General features: G+C 66.3%; 11 protein-coding genes. 4 read left to right on the forward strand and 7 right to left on the reverse strand.

The annotated features are described in order from the left end of the window. Positions 1-8: 8 nt before the first annotated feature. Both L0976_RS12605 and L0976_RS12610 read left to right on the forward strand, forming a co-directional pair. Positions 9-4,790, forward strand: a complete 4,782-nt coding sequence (locus L0976_RS12605) for an NAD-glutamate dehydrogenase (protein WP_234187622.1) — start codon at positions 9-11, stop codon at positions 4,788-4,790. Between the two features lie 89 nt (positions 4,791-4,879). Further along, positions 4,880-6,265 (forward strand): MFS transporter, encoded by a 1,386-nt coding sequence (locus tag L0976_RS12610; RefSeq protein ID WP_234187624.1) that lies wholly within the window; start codon positions 4,880-4,882, stop codon positions 6,263-6,265. A gap of 176 nt (positions 6,266-6,441) precedes the next feature. Here L0976_RS12610 and purH read toward each other — a convergent pair whose 3' ends face one another. The 4 genes from purH to htpX all read right to left on the reverse strand — a co-directional run bounded on the left by purH (position 6,442) and on the right by htpX (position 12,319). Beyond that, positions 6,442-8,052 carry a bifunctional phosphoribosylaminoimidazolecarboxamide formyltransferase/IMP cyclohydrolase gene (purH, locus tag L0976_RS12615; protein WP_234187626.1) on the reverse strand — a complete coding sequence of 537 codons (1,611 nt, stop codon included), beginning with the start codon at positions 8,050-8,052 and terminating at the stop codon, positions 6,442-6,444. 122 nt (positions 8,053-8,174) lie between these two features. Beyond that, positions 8,175-9,854: a heparinase II/III family protein gene (locus L0976_RS12620; protein WP_234187628.1), complete on the reverse strand. Its 1,680-nt coding sequence runs from the start codon at positions 9,852-9,854 to the stop codon at positions 8,175-8,177. Between the two features lie 93 nt (positions 9,855-9,947). Then, the gene (locus L0976_RS12625) at positions 9,948-11,363 is read right to left on the reverse strand and encodes an RsmB/NOP family class I SAM-dependent RNA methyltransferase (RefSeq protein ID WP_234187743.1); all 1,416 of its coding nucleotides are present in this window, start codon (positions 11,361-11,363) and stop codon (positions 9,948-9,950) included. After that, positions 11,354-12,319: a zinc metalloprotease HtpX gene (htpX, locus tag L0976_RS12630; RefSeq protein ID WP_234187629.1), complete on the reverse strand. Its 966-nt coding sequence runs from the start codon at positions 12,317-12,319 to the stop codon at positions 11,354-11,356. Before htpX ends, L0976_RS12625 begins: the two co-directional genes overlap by 10 nt. A 157-nt stretch (positions 12,320-12,476) precedes the next feature. Here htpX and L0976_RS12635 point away from each other — a divergent pair, with 157 nt between their 5' ends. After that, on the forward strand, positions 12,477-12,674 hold the full coding sequence (locus tag L0976_RS12635) for a DUF1674 domain-containing protein (protein ID WP_203316923.1): 198 nt from the start codon (positions 12,477-12,479) through the stop codon (positions 12,672-12,674). A 116-nt stretch (positions 12,675-12,790) separates the two neighbouring features. Here the strand turns inward: L0976_RS12635 and acs are convergent, their stop codons facing one another. Then, entirely contained in the window at positions 12,791-14,746 is a 1,956-nt protein-coding gene (acs, locus tag L0976_RS12640) for an acetate--CoA ligase (protein ID WP_203316924.1), read from the reverse strand. A gap of 229 nt (positions 14,747-14,975) precedes the next feature. Between acs and L0976_RS12645 the strand changes: the two genes are divergently transcribed. Next, positions 14,976-15,680 (forward strand): DUF1013 domain-containing protein, encoded by a 705-nt coding sequence (locus tag L0976_RS12645; protein ID WP_203316925.1) that lies wholly within the window; start codon positions 14,976-14,978, stop codon positions 15,678-15,680. A gap of 85 nt (positions 15,681-15,765) precedes the next feature. Here L0976_RS12645 and L0976_RS12650 read toward each other — a convergent pair whose 3' ends face one another. After that, on the reverse strand, positions 15,766-17,664 hold the full coding sequence (locus L0976_RS12650; protein ID WP_234187631.1) for a propionyl-CoA synthetase: 1,899 nt from the start codon (positions 17,662-17,664) through the stop codon (positions 15,766-15,768). A gap of 136 nt (positions 17,665-17,800) precedes the next feature. Further along, complete coding sequence (locus L0976_RS12655; RefSeq protein ID WP_234187633.1) at positions 17,801-18,460, reverse strand: YggS family pyridoxal phosphate-dependent enzyme; 660 nt, start codon at positions 18,458-18,460, stop codon at positions 17,801-17,803. Positions 18,461-18,570 lie beyond the last annotated feature (110 nt).

Raw genomic sequence — 18,570 nt, forward strand, 5'->3', positions numbered from 1 at the left:
AGCATTCCATGGGTGCCAGGACCAACGTGAAACGAGAAAAACACATCGAGGCCGCAAAGGCCGCAGCCGCCGCCCTCGGCGCAAAGACGCTCCAGCCCGACATTCTTTTCGGCCGTGCCAGCAAGGACGACCTGGAGCACTATACGGGCGAGATGCTGGCCGCCGCCGCCGCCCATGCGATGGCCGAGATCGAGGCCTTCGACGGCACCGAACCGCGCGTCACCGTCACCACGCTCCCCGGGGTCGATCCGCAGGGCGAGCCGGTTTCCGTGCTGTCCGTCACCGACCGCAACCAGCCCTTCCTCTACGATTCGGTGATGGGCGAGGTGACGAGCACGCATCGCGACATTCATCTCGCGGTCCACCCGATCCTCGTCGTGACGCCGGGCGAGGCGCCGAGGCTCTTCTCGCCCGACGAGGACAGCGATCCGCAGCACCGCGTCAGCCACATCGAGATCCACCTGTCGGAACTGTCGCCCGGCGAAGCCGCCTCGCTCGCCGAGCGCGTGAAAAGCGTGCTGGCGCAGGTTCACCTCGCCGTCGACGACTGGCCCGCCATGGTGAAGAAGATCGACAGCGCCATGGCGGACATGGAGCGCTATGCCAAGGCCAAGCCCGGCAAGGACGAGGCGCTGGCCTTCCTCACCTGGCTGCGGGCCAACAACTTCACCTTCCTCGGCATGCGGGAATACAGCTATTCCGGCAAGGGCGAGGCGGCGACGGTCGAACGCGGCGGCGAGGGCCTCGGCATCCTGTCCGATCCCGACGTGCGGGTACTGCGCCTCGGCAAGGACGCCGTGACGACGACGCCGGAAATCCTCGAATTCCTCGAGGGCCCGGATTTCCTGATCGTCACCAAGGCCAATGTGAAATCCGTCGTGCACCGCCGCGCCTACATGGATTATGTCGGCCTGAAGCGCTTCGACGAGAAGGGCAGGGTGATCGGCGAGCTCCGCATCGTCGGCCTCTTCACCTCCACCGCCTATACGCATGCCGCCGGCCAGATTCCGTTGCTGCGCTCCAAGGTGGAGGCGGTGATCGAGAACTTCGGCTACGATCCGAAGAGCCACTCCGGCAAGATGCTGATCAATACGCTGGAATCCTATCCGCGTGACGATCTCTTCCAGATCGATACCGGCCTGCTCGCCACCTTCTGCGAGCAGATCAACGAACTTTCCGACCGGCCGCGCATCCGCGTCCTGCCGCGCATAGACCGGTTCGACCGCTTCGTCTCCGTCATCGTCTACGTGCCGCGCGAGCAATACGATTCCGATGTCCGCGAAAAGATCGGCAGCTACCTGAAATCGGCCTATGACGGCCGCGTCTCCGCCTATTACCCGGCCTTCCCGGAAGGCGGCCTCGCGCGCGTCCACTTCATCATCGGCCGCTCCGGCGGCAAGACGCCGCGCATTCCGCAAGGCAAGCTCGAACAGGCGGTGCGCGAGATCGCGACCCGCTGGACCGACCGCTTCGAGGCGCTTTCCGGCGCCGAAGGCGTCCGCCTCGTCACCGACCGCGGCTACCAGGAGGATTTCACCCCGGCCGAGGCCCATGCCGATCTTGCCCTGATCACCACGGCGACGCCGGAAAACCCGATCCGCATCGCCTTCTACCGCAAGGCATGGAACACGGATCTCGCTTCCGTCGAGCTGAAGATCTTCCATGCCGGCGAGCCGGTTTCGCTCTCCAGGCGCGTGCCGCTCCTTGAAAACCTCGGCTTCGGCGTGGTCAGCGAGCAGACGCACGACCTGACCGTCGCCGGCCTCGACGGCGACGAGCGCCGCGTCATCCTGCACGACATGGAACTTCGGCAGCGCGATGGGCAGGAGGTCAATCTCGCCAGGTTGAGCCCGATGCTGGAGGACGCCTTCCTCGCGGCCTGGCACGGCGAGGTGGACGACGACGCGCTGAACCGCCTGATCCTCACCGCCGGCCTTTCCGCCCGCGAGATCATGGCGCTGCGCACCTATTCACGCTACCTGCGCCAGACCGGCATCGCCTATTCGCAGGGCTATATCGCCGATACGCTCAACAAGTATCCCGCTATCGCCGCCAATCTCTTCCGCCTGTTCGAAACCCGCCTCGATCCGAAGCTCTCGGACCGCCAGCGCGAGAAGAAGTCGGCGGAGGTCGCCGCCACGATCGAGGAAGCGCTCGCCGCCGTCCCGAGCCTCGACGAGGACCGGATGCTGCGGCGCTACGTCAACGCCATAGAGGCGACGCTGCGCACGAACTATTTCCAGAAGGATGCCGACGGCAGGCCGCGCAAGACGCTGGCGATCAAGCTCGACCCGAAGGCCCTCGACGGCCTGCCGGAGCCGCGTCCCTTCCGCGAGATCTTCGTCTACGGCGCGGAGGTGGAGGGCGTGCACCTGCGCTTCGGCAAGGTCGCCCGCGGCGGCCTGCGCTGGTCCGACCGCGCGCAGGACTACCGCACGGAAGTGCTCGGCCTCGTCAAGGCGCAGCAGGTGAAGAACGCGGTCATCGTGCCGGTCGGCGCCAAGGGCGGCTTCTACCCCAAGCAGCTTCCCGCCGGCGGCAGCCGCGACGCGGTCTTCAAAGCCGGCACCGAGGCCTACAAGACCTATATCCGCACGCTGCTCTCCGTCACCGACAACATCGTCGGCCAGGACGTCGTGCCGCCGGCCGATACGGTCCGCATCGACGGGGACGACCCCTATTTCGTCGTCGCCGCCGACAAGGGCACGGCGACCTTCTCCGACACGGCGAACGGGCTTGCCCAGGAAGCCGGCTTCTGGCTCGACGATGCCTTCGCCTCGGGCGGCTCGGCCGGCTACGACCACAAGAAGATGGGCATCACCGCCCGCGGCGCCTGGGAAACCGTCAAGCGCCACTTCCGCGAGATGAACATCGACATCCAGAAGACGCCCTTCACCGTCGCCGGCGTCGGCGACATGTCGGGCGACGTCTTCGGCAACGGCATGCTGCTGTCGCGCAAGATCCGTCTCGTCGCGGCCTTCGACCACCGCGACATCTTCATCGATCCGTCGCCGGATACCGACACGTCCTTTGCCGAGCGCCGCCGCATGTTCAACCTGCCGCGCTCCAGCTGGCAGGACTACGACCGCGCAGTGCTCTCCAAGGGCGCGATGATCATTCCCCGCACAGAGAAATCCGTGACGCTGACGCCGGAAGCCCAGGCCGTGATCGGCCTCGACAAGGCCAAGGCGACACCCTTCGAGATCATGACGGCGATCCTGAAGGCCCCCGTCGACCTCCTGTGGTTCGGCGGCATCGGCACTTATATCCGCGGCCAGAACGAGACGGACGCGGAAGTGGGCGACCGCGCCAACGACCCGATCCGCATCGTCGGCGAAGACGTGCGCGCCAAGGTGATCGGCGAGGGTGCCAATCTCGGCGTCACCCAGCGCGGCCGCATCGCCTTCGGCCTCAAGGGCGGCCGCTGCAACTCGGATGCCATCGACAACTCGGCCGGCGTGAACTCGTCCGACGTCGAGGTCAACATCAAGATCGCGCTCGCCTCGGCCATGCGCGAGGAGCGGCTGACGCGCGCCAAGCGCAACGTGCTGCTCGCCTCGATGACGGACGAGGTGGCCCATCTCGTGCTGCGCAACAACTACCTGCAGTCGCTGGCGATCTCGCTGACGGAACGGCAGGGCCTTGCCAACCGCGCGCCGCTGACACGTCTGATGGACCGCCTGGAGGCCGCCGGCCAGCTCAACCGCAAGGTCGAGACGCTGCCCGACGACCGCACCGTCGCCGAGCGCTACCAGGCCGGCAAGCCGCTGACGCGGCCGGAGATCGGCGTGCTGCTCTCCTATGCCAAGCTGGTGCTGTTCGACGAGCTGGTTCATACCAGCCTGCCGGACGAGCCCTATTTCGAACCGATGCTGACGGGCTACTTCCCGGCCAGGATGCAGAAGGCCTATGCGGACGATATCCGCTCGCATCGCCTACGCCGCGAGATCATCGCGACGATCCTCGCCAACGAGGTGATCAACCGCGGCGGCCCGGCCTTCATCAACACGCTCACCGACGGCACCGGCTTCGGCCCGGGCGATGCGGTCAAGGCCGCCATCATCGCCCGCGACGGCTACGGCCTGTCGGCGCTCTATGCCGGCGTCGATGCGCTGGACACCCTGGTCTCCGGCTCCGTCCAGAACGATCTCTACGAGGAGATCGGCCGCATCTATGCGTCCGTGACCGGCCTGCTTCTGACGACCGGCGCCGTCTCCGGCCCGATGGACCAGGCGGTGCACAGGCTGAAGCAGGCGCTCAGGCAGCTCCGCCCGAACCTTGCGACGCTGATTTCCGAGGCGGCCGCCGAAGAAGCCCGCCGCAAGGCCCATGCCTATGAGGACGAGGGCGTGCCGTCGGACCTCGCCGAGGAAATCGCCACGCTGTCGATGCTGACCTTCGTGCCGGAGGTCATGCTGATCGCGGCCGCGACAGGCGATTCGCTCGGCAAGACGGCACAGGTCTTCGCCGGCATCAGCGGCGCCCTCAATATCGGCCGCCTGCTTTCGGCAGCCGGCCGCATTCCGACCGGCGATCTCTACGAGGCCCTCGCCCTGCAGCGCAGCCTCGCCGACATCGCCAATGCCCGCCGCGACCTCGCAAGCGCCGTGCTGGCGCGTCACAAGGGCGACAAGGCCCCGCTCGCCGCCTGGCAGAATGCCGAGAAGGAGCGGCTTGCGCGCGTGACGGCGAACCTCTCGGCGCTGACGGAATCGGGCGAAGCCACCCTCGCCAAGGTCAGCGTTGCCGCGGGCGTCCTCAGCGACCTTGCGCAGGAAAGGGCGAAGTGAGACAGTCCCCTGCCGGCTGACGGATCAGGCATTCCGTTAGCCGGCTTCAGGACGGGCGCGGTCGTCGCCCCCGCAATCGAGGAGGGGCGATGACGATCGCAACGGAAAGCCGCAAGCCCCGGGCGGGCCGCCTCGGCATTGCCGGCTGGATGCTGTTCGACTGGGCGGCCCAGCCCTTCTTCACCGTCATCACCACCTTCATCTTCGGCCCCTATCTCGTCTCGCGCCTGACCGAAGACCCCGTCGCAGGCCAGGCGGCCTGGAGCTACACGCTCACCCTCGCCGGCATAGCCATCGCGCTGCTCGCGCCCGTCATGGGCTCCATCGCCGATGCCTCGGGCGCGCGAAAGCCCTGGATTGCCGCCTTTGCGGTGGTGAAGATCCTGTCGCTTTCCGCCCTCTGGCTGGCTATTCCCGGCAGCAGCCTCGCCTTCGCCATGGCGATGGTCGTCCTCGCCACCGTCGCGGCGGAATTCTCCATCGTCTTCAACGATTCCATGATGCCGCGGCTCGTGCGCCCGGAAGACACCGGCCGCATCTCCAACATCGCCTGGGGCCTCGGCTATCTCGGCGGCATGATCGTGCTGATCGCCGTCGTGGCGCTGCTCGCCGCCAATCCCGAGACCGGGAAAACCGCCATCGGCATCGCGCCGCTCTTCGGCATCGACCCCGCTACGGGCGAGGACGCGCGCATCACCGGCCCGATCTCGGCGCTGTGGTACTTCGTCTTCATCCTGCCGATGTTCTTCTTCACCCCGGACCAGAGCCGCGGCCTGCCGATCGCCGCGGCCGTCCGCACCGGCTTTGCCGATCTTTCCACCGCGCTTCGTGATCTCAGGAAGAAGCCCGGCATCCTGCGTTTCCTTATCGCCCGCATGATCTACCAGGACGGCGTCAACGGCCTGATCGCGCTCGGCGGCACCTTCGCGGCCGGCATGTTCGCCTGGCGGACCTTCGAGCTCGGCATCTACGGCATCATCCTCAATGTCGTGGCGATCGGCGGCTGCCTCTATGCCAGCCGCCTCGACAGGCGCCTCGGCTCCAAGGCCGTCGTCGTCATGAGCCTCCTCTGCCTCACCGTCGCGACCGTCGGCATCGTCTCCACCGGCCCCGGCTTCACGCTCTTCGGCCTCATCCCGCTGCCGACGGCCGACAGCGGCGGCCTCTTCGGCACCGCGGCGGAAAAGGCCTATATCCTCTACGGCCTGCTCGTCGGCCTCGCCTTCGGCCCGGTACAGGCGTCCGCCCGCTCCTATCTCGCCCAAAGCGTCCATCCGGACGAGGCCGGCCGCTATTTCGGCCTCTATGCCCTTTCCGGCCGCGCGACGTCCTTCCTCGCGCCGCTCTCGGTGGGCATCCTCACCACCGCCACGGGCTCGGCGCGCCTCGGCATGATGGCGCTCATCGTCTTCCTCGTCGCCGGCTTCCTGCTCCTCCTGCGCACACCCTATCCGGCCGCGAAGGTCGAGGGCTGAAACGCAAGACGCCCCGCGAACGGGGCGTTTCGATTTTCTGGGAGCAAATCATGCTTCCCTCGCTACCGTCATCCTCGGCCTTGTGCCGAGGATCTACCGACGCATCGAAAGATCGAGACGTTGCAGATGCTCGGGGACTGGCCCGAGCATGACGAAAGGGCGTTGATGCGCTTTAATCAATGCCGGAAATGCCGCATGCCCGTGAAGACCATCGCGACGCCCGCTTCATCGGCAGCCGCGATGACCTCCGCATCGCGCATCGAGCCGCCCGGCTGGATCACCGCAGTCGCGCCGGCGGCGATGGCCGAGAGCAGGCCGTCGGCGAAGGGGAGGAACGCCTCGGAGGCGACCGCCGAACCGCGCGTCAGCGGCTCGGCAAGGCCCATGGCCTTCGCGGCTTCCTCGGCCTTGAGGCCGGCGATGCGGGCGGAATCGACGCGGCTCATCTGGCCGGCGCCGATGCCCGCCGTCTGGCCGTCCTTGGCATAGACGACGGCATTCGACTTCACATGCTTGGCGACCTTGAAGGCGAACTTCATGTCCTCCAGTTCCTGCGCGGTCGGCGCGCGCCTGGTGACGACCTTCAGTTCCAGGTCCTCCACCATACCGTTGTCGCGGCTCTGGACGAGGAGGCCGCCCGAAACGGTCTTGGCGGAAAGGCCCGGCACGCGCGGATCGGGCAGGGCGCCCGTCACCAGGAGGCGCAGGTTCGGCTTGCCGGCGATGATGGCGCGCGCCGTCTCGTCGGCGTCCGGCGCGATGATGACCTCGGTGAAGAGCTTGACGATCTCCTCCGCCGTCTCGCCGTCGAGGGTCGAGTTGAGCGCGATGATGCCGCCGAAGGCCGAGACCGGGTCGCAGGCGAGCGCCCGCGCATAGGCCTCCTTCAGCGTCCTGCCGGTGGCGACGCCGCAGGGATTGGCGTGCTTGATGATCGCGCAGGCCGGGCCGTTTTCCGGCAGGAACTCGGCGACCAGCTCGAAGGCTGCGTCCGTGTCGTTGATATTGTTGTAGGAGAGCTGCTTGCCCTGCAGCAGCGTCGCCGTCGCAACACCGGGACGGTTCTCGCCGGTGACGTAGAAGCCCGCCTTCTGGTGCGGGTTCTCGCCGTAGCGCATCTCTTCCTTGAGGACACCGCCGAGGACGCGGTGGCGCGGCATGGACATATCGAGCGCCTCGGCGAACCAGTTGGAGATCGCCGCGTCATAGGCTGCCGTGCGGGCATAGGCCTTGGCAGCCATCTGCTGGCGGAAGGCATAGGTGGTCGAACCGTCGGCAAGCTCTTCCAGAAGGGCCGGGTAATCGGCCGGGTCCGTGACGATGGTCACATAGGCGTGGTTCTTGGCCGAGGCGCGGATCATCGCCGGGCCGCCGATATCGATGTTCTCGACGGTGGTCGGATAGTCGCCGCCCTTGGCGCGCACGTCCTCGAACGGATAGAGATTGATGACGGCAAGGTCGATCGCGCCGATGCCGTGTGCCTTCATCGCCTCGACATGCTCCGCATCGTCGCGGATGGCGAGCAGGCCGCCATGCACGGAAGGATGCAGCGTCTTGACGCGGCCGTCCATGATTTCCGGAAAGCCGGTGACGTCGGAGACATCAGTCACCGCAAGTCCCGCGTCGGACAGCGCCTTGTGCGTGCCGCCGGTCGAAAGCAGCCGCACGCCCTTTCCGGCAAGCGCCCGGGCGAGGTCGACGATGCCGGCCTTGTCGGACACGGACAAGAGCGCCGTGCGGACGGCGACGCGATCGGGGGCGGGGATTTTCTTGGAAATGACGGCCATGGGGGCGCTCCGTTCTGACGGCCCGGGAGGAGGGGCCGGATGGTCATGCGCCCCGTTATCACAGGCGCCGCCCCGAGAAAACCGCGAAAGGACCGGAATCGCGGAGCATTTCGCCAATCGCCCTAGCGGCGGCGCACCAGCGACCACTGAATCTCCGGCGTCTCGCCGAGCGGCATGGTAAGCGTGAGTTGGCGGGACGGCCGCACGCCCGAGGGGTCGGCGAAGAAGACGTCGTCTTCCTCCTCCACCGCGACATCGAGGCAGGTGAGCGCCCAGGCCTCGCCATCGGGCGCCACCAGCCGCTTCTCGTTGTCGGAGGCGGGATAGAGCTGGATGGCGGGATGAATATGGAAGCGCACCACCGCAACGCCCTCGACCGGCCCGTCCGGGTGGCCCGGCCTGAAGAAGCGCTCGCGCCCGCGGATCTCGTTGCCCGAGACCGCGACGAAGATGTCGCGCTCGTAGAGAAGGCCGAAGCGCTCCAGGTAGCCGTCATGCGTCGCGGTCACGCCGTCCGCCCCAGACACGCGCTCGGCGCGCGAAACATCCACCTTGCCGACGCCGCCCACGATGATCGGCCCGAGGAAGCGCGAGGTCGAGATGCGCGAAGAGGACGTGTCGTTCAGCGTCGCCACCGAGTGGGCCGCCGTCATGCGCGCCATCTGCCGCATGACCTCGCCGGCAAAGAGCGGGCGCCCGGAATTGACGATGAAGCGGTTCTTCCCCGAGGACATCTCGATGGAAAGCGTGCCCGCTGCCGCGGTCGCGGAAAGATCGACGGATCTCGGCAGGCCCGTATCCATCAGCACCACCGTCTCCTTCACGGCCAGCCGGTGGTAGCTGGTGGAGGGCAGGGCCTTGAAGGGCGCGCCGCCGGTCTCGTCGTAGCGCAACGCCGACATCAGCTCGTTCGCCAGCGTATAGGTCGCGCCGTTGAAGAGCGCGAGTTCGCCGCCCTGGTGGCGGAAGAAGCGCAGCGCCGGGAAGATGCGGTCGATGCAGGGAATGAGCTGCGACGGCATGTCATGGCCGAGATTGACATAGGTCTGGCGCAGCGGCAGCAGGTCGAGCAGGAGATCGAGCGCGGCGCGCGGATTGCGCGAGCAATGCCCGCCATCGGGCAGGATCTGCCGGTCGAGCTCCGCATCGAGATGCTGGGCCGCCTTGCGCATCCTCGAGACGGAAGCGGGCATGGCGATGGACGCCATGGCGAGCGCGATGCGCACGCGCAGCCGCGGCTCGCCGTCGCGGGTCGTTTCGGCCACATGGCGAAGATAGCGCACCTGGAAGGCAAGGCTCTTCAGGAAACGCCGGTAGAATGGATAGTCGGCATCCTTGAGAACGACCGGGGAATGCGAAAGCCAGGCGATGATGCGCTTGGCCGTGACATCCGGCCGCCAGGCCAGCCCGCCGATCACGCGGCCGTGGCTTTGCAGCCAGTCGTCGACGATGAAGCGCGCGGTCTGCGCCGCCTTTTCCGGATCGACCAGCCGCATATGCCGAAGCCAGCCGAAGGAATGAAGGCGAACGGCGAATTCCTCCGACGGCAATTCCAGCGCGAAGGGCGATTCGCCGTCGCATTCCAGAACGCGGCCCGCCAGCGGAAACCGCCCGGCCGTGATTTCTTCGCCGGCAAAGGAATCGGCGGGGTGAAGGTCCGTCGGCGCGACGATCAAACGGTCCGGCGTGCTGCCGGAAAATCGCATGGCACTGATGCGACCGAGCGCAAGCCGACGCGAGAACCGGCGCCAACCCTCACGCATATACAGATAGAGAAGCCGCTGCCGGTCGGAAAGCTGCATGGTTAACAAATGCCTCCTCACCTATAGGTAGGCTGAGGAGGCAAGCGGCGTCAATTCACCGGATACTGATGGACTGTTGATGACGATGATGGCCTACCCGTTCCGGCGCAGGCGCACCGCGTAAAAGCCGTCCACCCCGCCTGCATGCGTTGCGGTCGCCGGCAGCATGGCGGGTGTCGTGCGGAATTCGCCGCGCGGCGTGACCGCCGCCTCAAGCCCAGGCCAGCCGGCAGGATCGACGGGATCGATCCGCCATTCGGGATTGTCCGCAAGCACCTGGGAAACCATGTCCTCGCCCTCGCTCGGATCGAGAGAGCAATTGGAAAAGACCAGCTCGCCGCCCGGCTTCACCAGCGTCAGCGCATGGCGAAGCAGCCGTTCCTGCAGGCGCGCGAGCTTGGCGATATCGTCCGGCCCCTTGGTCCAGAGCACATCGGGGTGGCGGCGGATCGTCCCGGTGGAGGAGCAGGGCGCGTCGAGCAGCACGGCGTCGAACAGGATTTCGGGCCGGTATTCCGCCATGTTCGCCTCCACGGCCGTCGCCGACAGGCCGAGCCGCTGGAGGTTGCCGACCAGCCGCTTCAGGCGGTTGCCGGACTGGTCGAGCGCCGTCACCTCGGCGCCGGCCAGTGCAAGCTGCGCCGTCTTGCCGCCGGGCGCCGCGCACAGATCGGCGACACGCTTTCCGGCAAGGTCGCCGAAGAGTTTTGCCGGCAGGCTGGCCGCCGCGTCCTGCACCCACCATTCCCCCGCCTCGAAACCGTCCAGCGCCGGGATGGCGCCGGAGGCGGCCGGCAGGCGCACCGAGCCGGTGGGCAGGACCGAGCCGCCGAGCCGCGCGGCCCAGCCTTCCGGATCGGATTTGACGGTGAGGTCGATGGCGGAGGGTTCCAGCAGCGATTCGCCGATACGCGCCGCGTGCTCCCGGCCATAGATCGTGACGAGCCGCTCAAGAAACCAGGCCGGAATGACGGAGACCGTGCGGGTGGCGGTGAGGTGCGAGGCCTTTTCGCGCGAAAGCCGGCGCAGCACGGCATTGGCAAGGCTGGCAAAGCGGCGGTTGCGCGGATCGAGCTGGGCCTGTTCCACCGCAAGGTCGACGGCCGAATGATCCGGCACGTCGAGATAGAGGATCTGCGCCGCGGCGACCGTCAGCACATGGTGCAGCGCCCGCGCGCCCTCGGGCAGGGGCGTGCCCACCAGCGTATCGAGGATGGCCTCGATGCGGGGGAGGTGGCGCAGCGACGTATTGAGGATGGCCCGGACAAGGGCGCGGTCCGCATCGTTCAGCTGGCGGTAGGCGGGATTGCCGTTTTCGAGATCCAGCATGCCGTCGAGCGGCGTCTTGCGGTCCACGACGGCGGCAAGGATCTTGGCCGCCGCCTGCCGGGCGCGAAGGCCCGGCTTTTCCGGCAGGTTCGCGGCGTCTTCACCGGGGTTCTGCCGGCGGCCGGCGCCATGTCGTTTCAGGTGGGCTTTGTTTTTGCGCTTGTCGTCGTTCAAGACCAGGGACCTTTGGGCGGTTCGGAACCACCGCGTCCCCAGCCGGTCGTCGGGACGGAGCGCGATTTGCGTGTCGGATTATCAGCCCTGACCGGTTCCGTCGAGCGCGCCTGCATGCCACGGGCCATTTCCTCGAGGGCGGCGATGCGGTTCTCGGTATTCGGATGGGTGGAGAAGAGGTTGTCCATGCGCTCGCCCGACAGCGGATTGATGATGAACATGTGCGCTGTCGCCGGATTGTGCTCGGCGGCCTCGTTGGGGATGCGCCCGGCGGCCATGGCGATCTTGCGCAGCGCCGAGGCGAGCGAGAGCGGACTGCCGCAGATTTCCGCGCCGCGCCTGTCGGCGGAATACTCGCGCGTGCGGCTGATCGCCATCTGCACGAGCATGGCGGCGAATGGCGCGACGATCATCGCGATCAGCACGCCGACGAAGCCGAGCGGATTGTTGTTCTCGCGATTGTGCCCGCCGCCGAAGAACATGGCAAAGTTGGCGAGCATGGAAATCGCACCGGCGATCGTCGCCGTCAGCGTCATGGTCAGCGTGTCGCGGTTCTGGATGTGGGCGAGTTCGTGCGCCATCACGCCCGCCACTTCCTCGTAGCTGAGCGCCTGGAGGAGGCCGGTCGAGGCCGCGACGGCCGCGTTCTGCGGATTGCGGCCGGTCGCAAAGGCATTCGGCTGGTCGCTGTTGATGACATAGACGCGCGGCATCGGCAGGCCGGCGCGCCGGGCGAGGTCGCGCACGATGCCGTAATATTCCGGCGCCGAACGCTCGTCGACTTCCTTGGCGCCGTACATCGACAGCACCATCCGGTCCGCGTTCCAGTAGGAGAAGAAGTTCATGGCGATCGCGACGAGAAGCGCGATCATCATCCCGCCCTTGCCGCCGATGAGCAGGCCCACGCCCATGAAAAGCGCCGTCATGACGGCGAGCAGCATGGCTGTGCGAACGGTGTTCATGCGTTTCCGGCTCCTTTGGGTCTCTCACCCGGTTGCTACACCCCCATGTCAAGGGTGTGTTTCACGTGAATCAGCGCTTTCCACAATGACGTCACGCCCCTATATGATGGTTAGCCAAGAGGAATTCTTCAATATCCCGGGAAGGATGCCGAATTTCATGCAAAGCGACAACGACAATCATTCCGACGGCCGGAAGGTGCTTCCGCCCGCAGCCCTTCGCGCCCTCCAGGAGGCCGAGGAGCGGCGCAAGGCCGCCCCGCCCGTCGAGCGTGCGCCGGAAATCGGCGGCCGCGGCGGCGAGGACCCGGCCCGCTTCGGCGACTGGGAAATCAAGGGCCGGGCTATCGATTTCTGAGACTCCGGCTCACGACTTTGCTTCTGAAGCGGTCGGGTGACGTTCAAGGAGGGGAATCACCCCTTAAAACGAAAACGGCGGCCATTGGCCGCCGTTTCGCTTTTATGTGGAAGCAGTCAACCGGCCGCCTTGTTCTGCCGGTTGGCGATCAGGTCGTCCACGACGGCCGGATCGGCGAGCGTCGAGGTGTCGCCGAGCGAGCCGAAATCGTCCTCGGCGATCTTGCGCAGGATGCGGCGCATGATCTTGCCCGAGCGGGTCTTCGGCAGGCCGGGCGAGAACTGGATCTTGTCCGGCGTCGCGATCGGGCCGATCTCCTTGCGCACATGCTTGACGAGGTCCTGGCGCAGCGCATCGGTGCCTTCCTCGCCGGCCATCAGCGAGACGTAGCAGTAGATGCCCTGGCCCTTGAGGCCGTGCGGATAGCCGACGACGGCCGCTTCCGAGACGAGATGGTGGGAGACGAGCGCCGATTCGATCTCGGCGGTGCCGAGGCGGTGGCCGGAAATGTTGAGCACGTCGTCGACGCGGCCGGTGATCCAGTAGTAGCCGTCCTCGTCGCGCCGGCAGCCGTCGCCCGTGAAATACTTGCCCTTGTAGGTGGAGAAGTAGGTTTCTACGAAGCGCTTGTGGTCGCCATAGACGGTGCGCATCTGCCCCGGCCAGCTATCGACGATGCACAGGTTGCCGTCGGCGGCGCCTTCCAGCTCGTTGCCCTCGTTGTCGACGAGCTGCGGCTTGATGCCGAAGAACGGCCGCGTGGCGGAACCGGGCTTGAGGTCCGTCGCGCCCGGCAGCGGCGTGATCATGATGCCGCCGGTCTCCGTCTGCCACCAGGTATCGACGATCGGGCAGCGGTCTTCGCCGATCACATGGTAGTACCATTCCCAGGCTTCGGGGTTGATCGGCTCGCCGACCGAACCGAGCAGCCGCAGCGAGGACCGATCGGAGCGCTTCACGAACTCGTCGCCGGCCCCCATCAGCGCGCGGATCGCCGTCGGCGCGGTATAGAAAATGTTGACCTTGTGCTTGTCGATCACCTCCCAGAAGCGGCCGGCATCCGGGAAGTTCGGCACGCCCTCGAACATCAGCGTGGTCGCGCGGTTCGCCAGCGGCCCGTAGACGATATAGGAATGGCCGGTGACCCAGCCCACATCGGCGGTGCACCAGTAGACCTCGCTGTCCTGGTAGTCGAAGACGTATTTGTGCGTCATCGAGGCATAGACGAGATAGCCGGCCGTCGTGTGCAGCACGCCCTTCGGCTTGCCGGTCGAACCCGATGTGTAAAGGATGAAGAGCGGGTCTTCCGCCTTCATCTTCGCCGGCGGGCAATCGCGCGGCACGGTATGCACCTCCTGGTGATACCAGAGGTCGCGGCCCGGCGCCCAGCCGGTCTTGCCGCCGGTACGCCGCACGACCAGCACCTTGTTGACGATGACATAGTGCTTGGCCGCGATGTCGATGGCGATGTCGGTGTTTTCCTTGAGCGGGATCGGCTTGCCGCCGCGCACGCCCTCGTCGCAGGTGATGACGAAGGTGGATTCGCAGTCGACGATGCGGCCCGCCAGCGCATCCGGCGAGAAGCCGCCGAAGACGACCGAATGCACCGCGCCGATGCGTGCGCAGGCGAGCATCGCATAGGCCGCTTCCGGGATCATCGGCATGTAGATGGTGACGCGGTCACCCTTCTTCACCCCGTGCTTCTTCATCACGTTCGCCATGCGGCAGACGTGCTCGTAAAGCTCGTTATAGGTGATCTTCTTGTCGATATAGGGGTTGTCGCCTTCCCAGATGATGGCGACCTGGTCGCCATGGGCTTTCAGGTGACGGTCGATACAGTTGTATGAGACGTTGGTGATGCCGTCCTCGAACCACTTGATCGGCACCTTGCCCTTGAAGGACGTGTTCTTCACCTTGGTATAGGGCTTGAACCAGTCGATCCGCATGCCGTGCTTGTCCCAGAAGCGATCCGGATTCTCGATGCTCTCGCGGTACCAGTTCTGATAGGTATCGTTGTCGATCAGCGCGCGGCTTTTCGCGGATTTCAGGACCGGGTAGGTCTTTGCGGACATGGTTTCCTCCCTAGACTGCCATGCACGGGGTCCGGTCTCCTCCGACCCCGCGGCTCCTGGCAGCATACATAACAGGTCAACATCTTCGGGCAATTAGACAAAAGGTCATTTGCGCTTGAAGAATTGCATTTCTGCGACAGTGGCGTTATAGAGGGCCGATTTCCCGGAACATAGTGGTTACGACCCACGGCCCGCGACACCGGCGCGGACGGACAGAAGGACTATATCCATGGCTCAACAGCTGCTCATGCCAAAGGCGACCGCGGTCTGGCTGGTCGACAACACGGCGCTGTCGTTCGACCAGATCGCCACATTCTGCAAACTGCACCCGCTCGAAGTGAAGGCCATCGCCGACGGCGAATCGGCCCAGGGCATCAAGGGCCTCGACCCCATCTCCACCGGCCAGCTCTCGCGCGAGGAGATCGCCCGCGCCGAGGCGAACCCGAATCACAAGCTGAAGCTTTCCGAACCGAAGGTCCGCGTGCCGGAATCCAAGCGCAAGGGCCCGCGCTACACGCCGGTCTCCAAGCGCCAGGACCGCCCGAATGCCATTCTCTGGCTCGTGCGCAACCACCCCGAACTCAAGGATGCGCAGATCTCGCGTCTCGTCGGCACCACCAAGTCGACGATCGAGCAGATCCGCGAGCGCACCCACTGGAATTCCGCGAACCTTGCGCCGATGGATCCCGTCACGCTCGGCCTCTGCTCGCAGATCGACCTCGACCTCGAGGTTGAACGCGCCTCGAAGGGCCGTCCGCTGCCGACCGCCGCCGAACTCGGCGCCACGCTCGAATCGGCACAGGAAACGGAAAAGCTGCCCTACAGCACCGACCGCGAAGAGGAGAAGGAGATCGACGCCGATGCCGTCTTCGCCAAGCTCAAGTCGCTGAAGTCGGCAACGCCGGACGAGGACGACGAGGACGACCGCTTCTGAGCCTCGCCGCACCATGAAAAATCGAAACCCGGCCGTTCGCACAGCCGGGTTTTTTGTTGGCGTCTTTTCGTCCGGGCGGAGACGGTCAGCCGATGCGCCGCTCCGACAGCACCGCCGTGATCTCCTCGAGGATCGTCGGATCGTCGATGGTCGCCGGCATCTTCCATTCCTCGCGGTCGGCGATCTTCTGCATGGTGCCGCGTAGGATCTTCCCCGACCGGGTCTTCGGCAGGCGTTTCACGCAGATCGCCGTCTTGAAGGCCGCGACCGGGCCGATACGCTCGCGCACCAGCGCGACCACCTCCTGCTCGACCACCGATGATTCACGTGAAACACCGCTCTTCAGAACGAGGAAGCCGGCGGGTAGCTGGCCCTTCAGAGCGTCGGCGACGCCGATGACCGCGCATTCCGCCACATCCGGATGACTGGCACAGACCTCCTCCATCGCGCCCGTCGAAAGGCGGTGGCCGGCGACATTGATGATGTCGTCCGTGCGCGCCATGACGAAGACATAGCCCTCCTCGTCGACATACCCGGCATCCGCCGTCTTGTAGTAGCCCGGAAACTCCGAAAGGCAGGCGGTGCGGAACCGTTCGTCGGCATTCCAGAAGGTCGTCAGGCAGCCCGGGGGGAGGGGCAGCTTGAGCGCGATGTTGCCGAGGGTTCCGGGCGGCACCTCATGGCCGGCATCGTCGAGCACATGCAGCTCGTAGCCGGGCATCGGCACGCTCGGCGATCCGTGTTTCACGGGCAGCCGGTCAAGGCCGAGCGGGTTGCCGACGATGGCCCAGCCCGTCTCCGTCTGCCACCAGTGATCAATGACCGGCACGCCCAGCACCGTCTCGGCCCATTGCACCGTCTCAGGATCGGCCCGCTCGCCGGCGAGGAACAGCGCCCGCAGGCTGGAAATGTCGTGGCGTTTCACGAGCGCGCCCTCGGGATCTTCCTTCCGGATCGCGCGGAAGGCCGTCGGGGCCGTGAAGAGGACGGACACCCTGTACTCTTCCACGACCCGCCAGAAGGCGCCGGCATCGGGCGTGCCGACCGGCTTGCCCTCGTAGAGCACCGTCGTGCTGCCGTTCAACAGCGGCGCATAGACGATGTAGGAATGGCCCACCACCCAGCCGATGTCCGATGCCGCCCAATAGACCTCGCCGGGCGCGACGCCGTAGAGTGCCCGCATCGTCCAGGCGAGCGCCACCATGTGCCCGCCATTGTCGCGGATCACGCCCTTCGGCTGGCCGGTCGTGCCCGATGTATAGAGGATGTAGAGCGGATCGGTGGCCGCGAGCGGGGCGCAGGGCACCGTTCGCCCCGCTGCCGCCTGCAGCGCCGGCCCAAGATCCACGTCGCGGCCATCCTTGAGCGCGGCTGCCAGCTCCGGCCGCTGCAGCACGAGGCAGCGCTCCGGCTTGTGATGGGCAAGCGCGATCGCCGTATCGAGCAGCGGCTTGTAGGCGACCACCCGGTTGGGCTCGATGCCGCAGCTTGCCGTAACGATGAGCCTTGCCCCGCAATCGTCGATGCGCGTGGCCAGTTCGCTCGCGGCGAAGCCGCCGAAGACCACGGAATGGATGGCCCCGATCCGAGCGCAGGCGAGCATGGCGAAAATCGCCTCCGGGATCATCGGCATGTAGAGGATGACGCGGTCACCCTTCACGACACCATGATCGGCAAGCACGGCCGCCATCGCATTCACATGCAACAGAAGCTCGCCGTAGCTGTAGCGCGCCTTGCGCCCGGTGACGGGGCTGTCGTAGATCAGCGCCGGCTGGTCGCCGCGTCCGCCCGCCACATGCCGGTCGACGCAATTGTGACAGGTATTGCCGACGGCATCGGGAAACCAGCGGCCGTAGACGCCCTGCGCGGCGTCGAAGATTTCCGTCGGCTCCGTGAACCACTCGATCGCCCGCGCCACCTCGGTCCAGTGGGCGGCGGGATCGTCCCGCCAGGCACCATAGATCTCGGCATAGGTCTTGTTCATCGCATCCTCCATGCCCGGCCGCCGGGCGGCCGGTTCCTCCATGGAGAACAATAGGAGAGGGCGGCGCTTCCGCAAAGCCAGACGAAAGCCTGAGACCGGCGGATGCCGGCTTGCCCTTCGTCAATCGGAAGAAGCGTCAGCGCGTGCCGAAGATCGCCGAACCGACGCGCACGCCAGTCGCGCCGAAGCCGATGGCGACCTCGTAGTCACCGGACATGCCCATCGAGAGCTCGTCGAGGTTGCATCGCCCGGCGAGCTTGGCGAGCAGGGCGAAATGGGGGCCGGGATTTTCGTCCGCCGGCGGAATGCACATCAGGCCCTCGATGGAAAGGCCGAGCTCATCGCGGCAGAAGGCGACGAAGGCGACCGTATCATCGGGCGCGATGCCGGCCTTCTGCGGTTCGAGCCCCGTATTGACCTGGACATAGAGCCGCAGCACACGTCCCTGCCGCTTCATCTCCTCCGCGATCGCGCGGGCGATCTTCTCCCGGTCGACCGTCTCGATGACGTCGAACAGCGCCACCGCCTCGGCCGTCTTGTTGGATTGCAGCGGGCCGATCAGGTGCAGCTCGATGCCGGCCGTCTCGGCGCGAAGTTCCGGCCACTTGCCCTGCGCTTCCTGCACGCGGTTCTCGCCGAAGACGCGCTGGCCCGCGGCGATTACCGGGCGGATGGCCTCGGCGTCGAAGGTCTTCGACACGGCCACCAGCGTCACCGCCTCCGGCTTGCGGCCCGCTTCGCTTGCGGCCTTGCGCATCCGGCTGCGAACGTCTTCGAGACGATCCTGAAGGTCCATGGTCACTCTCCATCGGCTATGACGCCCCGGACCTAGCGAAATCGGCGCCGCTTGCCAAGCGCAGCCCGGAAAACTTGACGCTCCGGCGGTTTCATGATGAAGGTCTCGGC

This window comes from Shinella sp. NM-101, from assembly GCF_021401195.1.
Taxonomy (GTDB): Bacteria; Pseudomonadota; Alphaproteobacteria; order Rhizobiales; family Rhizobiaceae; genus Shinella.